This is a genomic window from Aureispira sp. CCB-E (assembly GCF_031326345.1).
In the GTDB taxonomy this organism is placed as follows: domain Bacteria; phylum Bacteroidota; class Bacteroidia; order Chitinophagales; family Saprospiraceae; genus Aureispira.
The window spans coordinates 5,341,080-5,353,185 of record NZ_CP133671.1 but is presented as its reverse complement, the minus strand read 5'-3'; the positions used below and the strand labels follow the sequence as shown (position 1 = coordinate 5,353,185).

9 protein-coding genes are annotated in these 12,106 nt (G+C 35.6%); 8 read left to right on the top strand and 1 reads right to left on the bottom strand.

Features of this window, described 5'->3' with window-relative positions; genetic code table 11:
• Positions 1 to 78: 78 nt before the first annotated feature.
• A complete protein-coding gene (locus tag QP953_RS20955; protein ID WP_309552860.1) occupies positions 79 to 615 on the bottom strand; it encodes a GNAT family N-acetyltransferase in 537 nt (178 codons plus the stop codon).
• A 405-nt stretch (positions 616 to 1,020) separates the two neighbouring features.
• On the opposite strand from QP953_RS20955, the gene arsS reads away from it, so the two are divergent.
• The 8 genes from arsS (at position 1,021) to QP953_RS20915 (ending at position 12,090) form a co-directional block, all read left to right on the top strand.
• Entirely contained in the window at positions 1,021 to 2,073 is a 1,053-nt protein-coding gene (gene arsS / locus QP953_RS20950; RefSeq protein WP_052599817.1) for an arsenosugar biosynthesis radical SAM (seleno)protein ArsS, read from the top strand.
• Between the two features lie 383 nt (positions 2,074 to 2,456).
• Positions 2,457 to 2,867 (top strand): hypothetical protein, encoded by a 411-nt coding sequence (locus QP953_RS20945; protein ID WP_052599818.1) that lies wholly within the window; start codon positions 2,457 to 2,459, stop codon positions 2,865 to 2,867.
• 245 nt (positions 2,868 to 3,112) lie between these two features.
• A complete protein-coding gene (locus QP953_RS20940; RefSeq protein ID WP_063833215.1) occupies positions 3,113 to 4,513 on the top strand; it encodes a TlpA disulfide reductase family protein in 1,401 nt (466 codons plus the stop codon).
• A 108-nt stretch (positions 4,514 to 4,621) separates the two neighbouring features.
• Positions 4,622 to 5,539, top strand: a complete 918-nt coding sequence (locus QP953_RS20935; protein ID WP_309552859.1) for a hypothetical protein — start codon at positions 4,622 to 4,624, stop codon at positions 5,537 to 5,539.
• Positions 5,540 to 5,687: 148 nt separating this feature from the next.
• Positions 5,688 to 6,335 carry an ATP-binding cassette domain-containing protein gene (locus QP953_RS20930; RefSeq protein WP_052599821.1) on the top strand — a complete coding sequence of 216 codons (648 nt, stop codon included), beginning with the start codon at positions 5,688 to 5,690 and terminating at the stop codon, positions 6,333 to 6,335.
• A gap of 14 nt (positions 6,336 to 6,349) precedes the next feature.
• Entirely contained in the window at positions 6,350 to 8,275 is a 1,926-nt protein-coding gene (locus QP953_RS20925) for a leucine-rich repeat domain-containing protein (RefSeq protein WP_309552858.1), read from the top strand.
• Positions 8,276 to 8,471: 196 nt separating this feature from the next.
• Positions 8,472 to 8,951 carry a RidA family protein gene (locus QP953_RS20920; RefSeq protein WP_052599823.1) on the top strand — a complete coding sequence of 160 codons (480 nt, stop codon included), beginning with the start codon at positions 8,472 to 8,474 and terminating at the stop codon, positions 8,949 to 8,951.
• A 292-nt stretch (positions 8,952 to 9,243) separates the two neighbouring features.
• Complete coding sequence (locus tag QP953_RS20915) at positions 9,244 to 12,090, top strand: CHAT domain-containing protein (protein ID WP_052599824.1); 2,847 nt, start codon at positions 9,244 to 9,246, stop codon at positions 12,088 to 12,090.
• Positions 12,091 to 12,106: the final 16 nt, after the last annotated feature.

Genomic DNA, 12,106 nt, shown 5'->3' with positions numbered 1-12,106 from the left:
TACTATAATAGACAATATATTACGAATACTTATATTCAGAGCGTAGTAGAAGAAAAGAGTTTTAGTGTTTGGTTGATTTTATGATTGATTGGCTTTGTACAAAACATGTAGGGCTAATGGACTATCTTTTTCGAGAAGTGGATGGAGAAATGTATCGACTTTTTTGAGACCAATTTTCTGCATAACTCGTTCTGACGGTTTGTTAATTTCGGCGGTAAACGAATAGATTTCTTGAAAGCCTAAGGTGCCAAAACCATACTCTAAACAAGCCAATGCGCCCTCTGTTGCCAAGCCTTGATTCCAAACACTAGGATCCAACCGCCAACCTATTTCAACACAAGGAGTAAAATAACTCTCAAAACTAGGGCGCATAAAACCAATATACCCAATGAATCGTTTGTCTTTTAATAAATCCACAGCATAAACCGAAAAACCGTAATCGGCATATTGTTGCTGAATACGAGCAAGCATTTTTTGGGTAGCAGCTTTATCCAATGTGTTTGGGTAGAATTGCATTGCTTGAGAATCAGCATTAATTTTTGCAAAAGGTTCTAAATCACTTTCCTGCCAAGTCCTTAAACCAAGTCGAGGCGTTTCTAATAGGTATTTGCTCATAATTGAATGTTTTGATATAGCCAAACAACCAAAATAAAGAAAGGAGTGCTAAACAAAAATCTTTTTATTGTAATTTTTTAAGAATTTTTATTGTAGAGCAAATCAAAGCACAAAACCTTTTGAACAAATCGTTGTTTTATAGCTTTATTAATATTAAATTTGGTTAAATTGTATCAAATAGGCACGTATCTTAAACGTAGTTCATGTAACAAGGAATTGGTATAGCTATAGTTTCTTGTCAAGAGGCAACCTTATAGTATAGATGATGGACACCATCTAATACGCTGATTGAGTAGATGAATAGCATGAATTACAAATAACGTATTGAGGCAAACATTGAAACTGACAAAATAAAATCAATGCCCTTGTTTTTTTATCAAAAATTTTGTCAAATAACAAGCATACATGAAATTACAAACGCTAAAAAAACGTGGTAGTAAATTAGCTACTCCAAATGTTCAAATTGCTATCTTGGAAGAAACAACTCCTAAAATAACAAAGTTTGAACAAAAATTACAAGATATTAACTTGATGCCTTTCAAGCCTACTCAATTAGAAATCTTTCAGGTGAATATCGGCTATATGTGCAATATGACTTGTGAGCATTGTCATGTCGATGCGGGACCAACTCGTACCGAAATTATGACAAAGGAAACAATGCAATACTGCCTAAATGCCATCAAAGCAGCTAATACGACAACAATTGATATAACAGGAGGAGCTCCAGAAATGAATCCTAATTTTAAGTGGTTCATTGAAGAAATTCGTGCTATTAGTAAAGATATTGAGATTATTGTTCGAAGCAATTTGACCATTTTGGTTTCTAATAAGGAGTACAGAACTTATCCAGAGTTTTTCAAAAAACACAAATTAACAGTTATTGCTTCTTTGCCTTGTTATACAGCAGAAAATACAGACAAACAAAGAGGAGATAAGACTTTTGTGCGCTCTATTGAAGCCTTACGTGTATTGAATGATTTGGGATATGGAAAAGAAGGAACTGACTTAAAATTGCATTTGGTATTTAATCCTGGAGGCGCTAGTTTGCCAGGCAATCAAATGAGCTTGGAAGCAGATTATAAGCGTGTTTTAAAAACAGAGTACGATATCGAGTTTAATAATTTGTATACCATTACGAATCTACCTATTAGTCGTTTCTTGGACTTTTTGTTGAAGGAAGATAAATTTGACGACTATATGCAGTTGTTGCTAGAATCGTTTAATCCAGCAGCAGCAGAAGGTGTGATGTGCCGCAATACATTGTCTGTTTCATGGGATGGATATTTGTATGATTGTGACTTCAACCAAATGTTGCAACTACAGGTAGAAAAATCAGTTCCTCAACACATCGAAGATTTTGATTTGTCGGCAATGGAACAGCGCAACATTATGCTGGGACAGCATTGTTACGGCTGTACCGCAGGAGCAGGGTCTAGCTGCCAAGGAATTGTAAGCTAAACGATGAATGATGGTCACAAAATATAGTTCCTATAATAGTAAAGTTGCATAGCTTGCTGTGTGACTTTTTCTTTATTTGTTTGTTAACAGTAGTACTTCGTGGATTTTTTAGCTTTTTTGTGAAAAACTAAAAAAGCATCTTTGCATCAATTTACCGTGTGAGGGCTTCGCCGTTGATTATCAACCCTTTAAGAAATTAAGTAGCAAAAGTATACTCTATTGATAATCAAACTGATGCGATTTTCCCACGAAGTAATGTAACAGGCAAGTCGTATGTTGTTGAGTGATCGGTTAAGACGAATCACTTCATCTTATAGTCAATACAAGTGTAAGCAATGTTATCGTTGAAAATGCTGAGCGATTACTTAGATTCAATTAAAATTATGGAAAATATAAAGAAGAAAAATATCATGCCTCCAATGGTTCAAGCAGCAATATTTGGAGGAAGTGCCCTTGTAGGAATGTTAGGAGCAGCTATTGTAGCGCAAGAATCGTTGACTGTATGGATGATTGGTACTTCTTGTTTGTTGTTGTATTCTATTATGAATAATGGGATGAGTATGTTTGCTGAAGATTATAAGAAATATTTGGTCCATTCTATTTATGGATTTATGTTTATCATGATAGGGGTGATTGCATTGGCAACTCTTTTTTCGAAACTTAGTGTTTTTGAGGCAGGAGGGTACCGAATGATTTTGACAATTATTTTGATTGCGAACTTTATTTTTATAGCCATGATTATTACGGTTAAAGGCTTACTAAGCTTGATAGCAGAAAAAGATAAAAAACTATAAAAAAAAGATTGTAGTAATATTTTACGTTCTCTAAATGTCAAAGAAGAAACAGATATTTTTAATAGTTTTAACAACTTCATAAAGTTTTGTTTTCATCCAAGACTTTACCGCAAAAAATGTATCTTTGAACTCTCAAAGAACCTTATTAAAAAGACTTTAAAAGAGCGCAATAATTGGGGAAAAGTTCCTTTTTATTGACTGGTTCGCCAACTCTACTAAAAGTATATTTATAATTCCAAAAAGAAATGATGCGTACTTGGACAATTTTAACCTTGGGGTGTATACTAGCTTGGGCTTGTAACGATTCCAAAAAAACAACAACAAAATTACCTAAATCAATTACCTTAGAAGTAAAGGTTTCGGATACGACCAATGTAGTAGATAGCCTTCGTGTTTATGCATGGAAAGGCATTCAAGCAGAAGAAGTAGTCACCAAAGCCGTAACAAAAACAGATGCAGGATTTGGCTGTACTTTCGACTTAGGGCAAGTACCTAGAGGAATGTATTATGTTGGCGCTAGTTTAAGAGATTTGAAACCTGTTTTGTTGGGAACAGAAAAAGCAGTGATTCTGGAAGGTGTAACACCAAAATTAGCTGACTTGAAGGTTATCAATAGTCCCTTGAACAAAGAGTATGATCAACTAATGAAGCGAATTCAAGGTTATAACCAAACTTTTATGACTTTGATGACCGATTATAAAAATGGACAGGGAGATAATGCCACCTTGGAAAAGGTTAAGAAAAAAATGGCTAAAGAAGACAAAGAAAAAATGATGTTGTTGGATTCTTTGCGCCAAAAAAACTCTGAATTAGCTCGTATTATGGCTTTTAATACCTTTCAGAGTTATCAAAATAATGGAAAATCTGGGCAAGTAGAAGGAGCTTACTTTGCGGAGTCATTTTTTGATTATGTAGATTTTGAAGACTCTGTATATGCTAGATTGCCATTTTACTATGAGAATGTAAAAAATTATGCGACAGCACTTTCAACGGTAGGGTTAAAGAGTCCCGAACAAAAAGCAGTACTTGATAGTTTATTTGCAAAAGTTCCAGAAACGAGCCAACTACACCAACCTACTTTGGTAGCAGTTACTTTTGGAATGATGGGAAGAAACAATGAGGTATTTATGAAGTACAGCAAAGCTTATATGGATAAGTACACTGGAGATTACCCTATGTTAGATAAGTTTATGAAAGAACAATACGCCAAGCTGAAAGGTGCTGCTGGTGTAGGAGAAGCAGCTGCTAATATTACAGGGGCAACACCTGAAGGTAAAACGCTATCATTGACGGATTTGAGAGGTAAATACGTGTTGATTGATTTCTGGGCAAGTTGGTGTGGTCCTTGTCGTCGTGAAAATCCGAATGTAGTTCGTTTGTACAATAAATATAAGGACAAAGGTTTTGATATTTTAGGAGTTTCTTTGGATACTAATAAAGATAAATGGGTCGATGCAATCAAAAAAGATAAATTAACTTGGCATCATGTCAGTGATTTAAAAGGTTGGAGTTCTCAATTGTCTAAACCTTATGGCGTGCGTGGTATTCCGTATACTGTCTTGGTTGATAAAGAAGGTAATATTGTTGCCAAACGCCTTAGAGGAGCTACGTTGGAGGCAAAACTACGAGAGATATTTGGCTCTTAAATATTAATTGAAGTATAAAATGTTGTAATACAAGTCATTCAGTTTATGGATGACTTGTGTTTTTTTTGATCTATGAGTTGTATTGGCAAAAACTAACTACAAAATAAAATGAGATACGCAATATTAACACTATTACTTGGGCTATTATGGGGAGATAGTTATGCTGGTGGACCTTGGGCAAAAAAAAAGGGAGAAGGCTATGTACAATTTGCAGCGTATGCCATTCCGCCTATTAATAGACTTTCGATCAATGCGTATAGAACCAAGTTTTTGAATCGGTCTATTTTTGACGCTACAGCAGAGTTGTATGCAGAATATGGTTTGACAAAACGCTTCACCCTTTCTGCTTCATTACCTCTAAAAATTGTTTCATCTGGGCAAGAGGTGCAAACTGTTGACCCGAATCAATTGGGAACTAATGCTTTTGGTCCTCCAAGCATGGTATTGGATGCAGGAACTCTAGTCGACTTAGGAAATGCTCGATTAGGAGGAAAGTATAATTTTTTTAGTAAAACCATCCATTTAGCAGCTCATGCTTTGATTTCGGCACCAACTGCTATACAAGCTTATAATCCTAATACAGGGTTGAGAACAGCTTATCCTTGTTGGGGATTTCAACCTTCTTTATCTATAGGATATGGCAAAGAGAAAATGTATACGTATTTGGAAAGTGGTATGAATTTTAGAACCCACGACTACAGTCACCAGTGGGTTGCGAATTTTGAAATAGGATGGCGAGTAGGGAAGCGTACCTATTTAGCAGTAGCTTTGGATGCGATTGTTTGTTTGCCAGGGCAGTCGGATATTCCAAACTCAACCCAAGAAGTACAAACAGGTTTGTATGTTAACAATCAAAATTTTGTAGCATTCACTTTGAAGGCGATTGTACCTGTTTCGGATTACGTTGGTATGAATTTTTCTTTGTCGGGTGGTTTATGGGCAAATAATGTACAACAGGGACCCAATATTGGTATTGGGGTTTATTACAAATGGAAGAAAAAGAAAAAGTCAAGCGCTGTTGAGTAGTTCTTGGCTCTAACTTTGGCTGAAAATCAGCTTATAAAACCAAGTGAATCTACGGACTTAATTGTATATTGATGACAGTTGTTTGTTCAATAAGCTAGTTATTGGTGAACACGGCACTACATTTTAATTCTTAAATTATTTTCTATTCATGTTTTCTTTTAACAACCTAGTTCCTATTCCTTTGAGCGATCAATTAGAAACCTCTGATATTTGGGGGACTACATTTGCTTTTGATGCCGCTACTCGATATTTTGTAGAAGCGCCATCTGGTAAAGGAAAAACGACATTTCAACACATTTTGTATGGTTTGAGAAAAGACTATACTGGAGATGTCCGTATCAATGCATTGGGAGGGGAGTATGCTTTGACAGAATTGAGTTTGGATCAGTGGGCAGACATTCGCCAACGAGAATTGTCGGTTGTCTTTCAAGATTTACGCTTGTTTTTGGAATTGACAGCTTTAGAAAATATACAATTGAAAAATAACCTAACCAATCATCAACCCGAGTCGGCTATTGTCGCGATGGCGACAGAGTTGGGAGTAGAGCATTTGTTGGAGAAAAAATGCGGTCAAATGTCTTATGGGCAACGTCAACGTATTGCTATTATTCGTGCGCTTTGCCAACCGTTTAGATTCTTAATTATGGACGAACCTTTTTCGCATTTGGATAAAAATAATATTGAGAAATGTTGCCAATTAATTAGTCGAGAATGTCAAAAACAGGGCGCAGGTTTTGCGATTGCCTCTTTAGAAGAACGCTACTTTTTTGATTACGATCAAGAAGTTAAAATCTAGATAATGTATTTGAGATGGAAGTATACGACTTTAGCAATATAAAAGGAAATGAGGCAAAAATTGTTTCTGCACGGTTTAGAAAACTTGACCGTCTTCCTAAAGCAATATTTGCTTGTTCTAAATTAAAGTCGTTAGTTCTTATAAAATGCGATGTTAAACGTATTCCTCAAGCAATTACGAACTTTCAGCATTTAGAAACACTAGTCATTCGAGATTGTGGACTAGAACAGTTGCCAGAGTACTTGGCAGATTTAAAGCAGTTAACTTATCTAGAAATTACAGGTAATGCTTTGGAGGTTGTTCCGAAATCACTAGCATTTGGGGAACGAGATTTACAACTTCATTTGACAGGAAATAAAATCCAATCTATTTCCAAAGACTTTTTCGCACTCAATACACGTATTACCCAGTTAAGTTTGACGAATAATGCGTTGTCTGAATTGCCTGAATTGGACGAAGATTGTTTGCATTTAAGGGAATTGAGAATTGCGGGTAATCGACTAGAATCCTTGTCGCCAAATTTTATCAAAAAACTAAAAGCACTCACTTTTCTAGATATTAGAAACAATCCTTACAAACAATTGCCCTTAGCCATTCTTAACTTGGATTTAAATTCTAATGGCTGTCGTTTGTATGCCCAAGATTTGGGTTTGGATGAGGATTGGTTAAAAGGAACTTCCTTTTCTATTTTATTAAAAGCTTTCAAAGCCGTTTCTTTAGATTTTGAAGGTAGAAAAGTGGCTTATCAGTTATTAACTCAATCTTCAAAAAGAACGTTTGAACAAGACAGCTTACTAAAGTGCTTGACTCTAAAACATCAAGAGATTGGTGAACGAGCATTAGAGCAGCTATTGCTACAACAGCAAGAAGCATTGGCTAACAATCCACTAGATGAAAAAAGTGAACTGGCAATTTGGGGTAAAACGAATCTACCTAAGAAGTCGCTCAAAGAAAAAATAAAAGAAAAAGGAATTCAATATGTTACCAAAATAAAAGCTACAACAACGCATGTCGTATTAGCACCACCCATCAAACTACCTTCAATAAATAATGTTGAGCAATTGGTGTTCATCGACGAAGCAACTTTGTTGAATTTTTTAGAAATTGAAAAAGGAAGATATCTAAAAACAGAGGAAACGAGTCCAACAGATATAGAACATTTGACGACCTTGCTTTATCACAAAGATATTGAAAATAGAACCTTGGCATTGACTATTATGAAGGAAGGAGGGGTGCCGAAAGTCTTGTTAACAGATTTGTTTTTGATTTGGAGAGATACAAAAAATGATGCCTCTTTTCGAAAAAAGGTATTGAGTTTGTTAAAACAAAACGCAAGCAAAACGCTGCAATCTAAATTGGCGGCTAAGGTTCGTCCCATTATGCGTGCCACCTTAGATGAGTACACGTTGGAGGATAATTTACAGCATTATACCAAAGGGACGGAGTTGGATGCTTGGAGGATTGGTCGTTATGTTTTTAGGAATTTTAAGAATGGTTTGCGTTTTTGGTTACAGCATTTGTCAACAGAAGAAAAAAATACCTTAATTAATTTCTTGATAGACAAACGACCTGATTTCGTTTTGAAAAATTGTTACTTCCAAGCACTAGAGGAATTGTTTTTGTATAAAAATGCCAAACGAGTGGCTATCGAAAAAGCTAATCTAACGTCTTTTCCAAAAAAGTTACTAGATTTTCAGCAAATGTGGTATTTGTCTTTAGGCAACAATGAAATTTGCCAATTGCCAGATGATTTGGAGCGTCTACAAGGTTTGCGTACGTTAAATTTAAAAGGAAATAAATTAGAGGAATTTCCTGCCGTATGTAAACGAATGAACCGATTAAAAGTAATTGTCTTAGCAATGAATCCTTTGGTTTGGAATAAGAAATTTGTGGATACTGCACTGTATTCCTACGATGAGGTTGTAGCCAAACGGAAATAAATTTTAATACTTACCACAACTCATTTTTTAGCCCTTCTACAGAACAAAAATTAGCGAATTATTATTATATTATTGTTTACTATGAAACTTAAGCAAGGAAGACTAAGGAGCAATATATTTATTTCTCTTATCCTACTTGGTTCATGGTGAGTTGCCTTGAATAAAGAATATCTTATAAAACCTATTTTATTAACGTATGAACAGGAATTTAGTAGAAGAAAAACTGCGAGAATTAAAATTAAGTTTACCTAATGTGTCATTGCCAGGAGGGTCTTATGTCTCTGTCAATATACGTGGGGCAATAGCTTATGTGGCTATCCAATTTCCAATTATTAATCAAGCTCATTTTTATCAAGGTCGTTTAGGCGTAGAAATTTCTACCGAGGACGGTTACAAAGCGATGCAATTATGTGCTTTGAATGTCCTAGCTCAAATAAAAGCAAAAGTAGGTTTTGATAAAGTGCTTGGGTTGAACCACATTGATGCGTATTATCAATCTGGAGAACATTGGGACGAAGGACCCTCTATTGTCAATGGAGCCTCTGATTTGTTTGTCAATATTTTAGGTGAAAAAGGAAAACACTCTAGGGCTATTTTTGGAGTGCATAAGTTGCCTCGAAATTTTAGTGTAGGGCTAACGGCTACTTTTACATTGATTACGGATATGCCATCTTAAATAAATGAAATTTTAAATTGGAAAAATTCAATAATGTTATAACAAGTTCCTAATTAAAATTGATTACTTTATGGTACTTTTAGGAATAAAGTAATATGCTTTATGATATGTTATAACACTGCACTCACGCGCATTTTATTGGGTAGAATGAACTGCTGTTAGAGTCAGTTGAACGAACTATTGTGACAAGCATAAACAGTAGAATGAAAATTAATTAAAAATTAATCGGTCATCTCATAATAGAGTATATTTTGTTCTACTGTATCTCAATGATAAACTCAGGAACATTCATATGCCATATTTACTCTACATAATTTTATTTTGGGGATACTCAACGCTTACCTTTGGACAAAAAGATTGTGACAAAAGCATCTATCAGGTAGCTGAATCGGGTTGGATTAGCTGCTCGGTAACCTTAGACGCTAAAACCAATCAAGACTATTCAATTCGCTTTGTAAGTTCGATCAAAGGCTTAACAGCAACAATTACTAGTACATATTCTGGAGCAATCTTATCAAAAGGCGATTATTGGATTTTTATTACTAATAATGGACTTAAACGGGCTTTTTTGTGTCAAGATAAAACACGTGTTGTTTCTTTAGAAGGTAAGCAACAGTATGTGACAACGATTGTTGTCAACTGGAAAGGGTTAGAGTGGCTTGCTCAGCATAAAATTCATAGTTTTGGGGCAATGAATCAAGCTATGAAAAGTAGTCGATTATCAGAGGTGAAGTTATCTAGCCTTGCGGCACGAACATTTTGGAATCTCTCAAAATGTTTTTATTACTCTGTTGATCAGCAAATGACAACTCTTATAGAAGAACCAATTGTTGATAACAAAAAATTAGAACAAGTAGAATTATCTGCAACTAGCACGAATTCGGTGGAGTTTAGCAATATAGATATCAATGCGAATAAAAACCCTATTCGATATAGTGGCGTTGATCAACCCAATTATGCGAAAGGGTTGAGTCAAATGGCAGAATTATATCAAGCCGCAAATGATCCTGTTAAAGCAGAGCAGTATTATCTAGAAGCACAACAGAGTATTGTTCAGTTTTCGGGAATAGACTATGCGGATTATCCAGATTTATTAAATGATTTGGGCGCTTTTTATCAACAGGTAGGAGATGTGCAGAAAGCAAAACAGCATTATTTAGATGCTAAGGATTTGATTGAAAAAATATTTGGCAATCACCATCCCCAATATCCAATCACATTGAACAGTTTAGGAGCACTACATCTGTCGGTTGATGAATTGGAGAACTCTGAAGAGTACCATCAACAAGCTAAGGCATTATTGGAAGATGAATTTAGTGTCAGCCATCCAGAATATACAACTACTTTAGGCCACTTATCTAATTTTTATTTGGTTAAAAGAGATTATAAAAAAGCACTGGAAGTATTAATGGATTTGGCAAAGAATTTAATCCATCAATTATACAGTTATTATCCTAGTTTGAATGAAGCGGAGCGGTTGAAATTTTTAAAGAATTTAAATCAAACAGTTCATCAATTTTACTCCTCAGCAATACAACTATTGCCCAATATGCCTGAATTGAGTAATGAAATTGCGAACATCAATTTAGCAATAAAAGGTTTGGCTTTGGAGGGCAGTATTGCGACAAGGGCTAGCTTGTTAACGGCAGGGGATAGTTTATTGAGAAACCAATACTACAATTGGCTGGGAGTACGCCGCCAATTGGCACAAGCGGCGGTAATGCCCAAATTGGAGCGAGATATGTTGGGTATAAATTTGGAAGACTTGGATCAACGTGCTTTGGGGTTAGAGAAACAATTGAGTGCTGCTTCTGGAGCTTTATCCAATCAGTTTAAGTTACGCCGTCAACAGCTGACCGTAGATAGCATACGAGAACGTCTAAAGGCGGGAGAAGTAGCCATAGATTTTATTCATTTTAACTATCATAATGGCAAAGATTGGGAAGATTCCATTCTCTACTATGCGATGGTTATCCAAAAAGGAAAAAAGACGACTCAAATGATTTCGTTGAGCAATCATAAGGAGTTGCAGGCTATATTAAATATTAATATCACTAAAAATAGCCAAAGCTACATCAATAGCTCTTTAACCAATAAGGAACTTTATGAATTGATTTGGAAACCATTAGAACCGGAGTTGACCAGAGTTAAGCGAATTTATATATCTCCAACTGGATTGTTACATCAAATAGCATTTGCTGCGCTTCGAGACAAAAATGGAAAATTTCTTTTAGATTCTTATGAGGTGGTACAATATGGTTCTTTTAGAGACTTTGTATACCCTACCAATACCCAAAATATAAGGAAAGATATTGTCTTGGTTGGTGGGGCTAAATTTAGCGTAGATTCTGCTAAGTTGGTCAATTTGGTTAAAAAGATAAAAGATTCTACACAGGTTTTAACAACTTATGATTTATATGCTTATGCGAATACTGCGTTGCCGTTGAGTCGAGCATTGGCTAATAATTTTTCTAGAGGAAATCTATTTTTTAACTACTTGGTTGGAACGAAAGAAGAAGTAGAAACGATTGATGTGCTGTTTAATCAGAAGAATTGGCAGACGCATAAGTACGTAGGAGAGGAGGCTTTGGAAGATAAAGTAAAATTGCATTCTAGAAAAGCAGCACCTTATATTTTACACATCGCCACACATGGCTATTTTTTCAGACCTTTGACTCCAAGCCCTGTCGGTTCCAAGGAATTTTACAAACAAATTATTTATGCACAAAATCCTTTGATGCGCTCTGGTTTGATTTTGACAGGAGCCAACCGAGTGTGGCAAGGCAAACGCCCAATAGAAGGCTTAGACGATGGGGTTTTGACCGCCTATGAGATATCAAATTTGGACTTGTATAAAACAGACTTAGTAGTTTTATCTTCTTGTGAGACTGGACTGGGCGATGTATATGATAGCGAAGGTATTTTTGGCTTACAGAGAGCTTTAAAATCGGCAGGTGTACGCCAAATGTTGGTGACGTTATGGCGAATCCCCGACAAAGAAACAGCAGAATTGATGGGCGTTTTTTATGAGCATTATTTACAAACAGGCTCTGCTAAACAAGCGTTGAAATTGGCGCAAAAGGAAATGCAAGAAAAGTATAGCCCTTTTTACTGGGCAGGTTTTGTTTTGATTGAGTAACTTAGTAAACTGTATC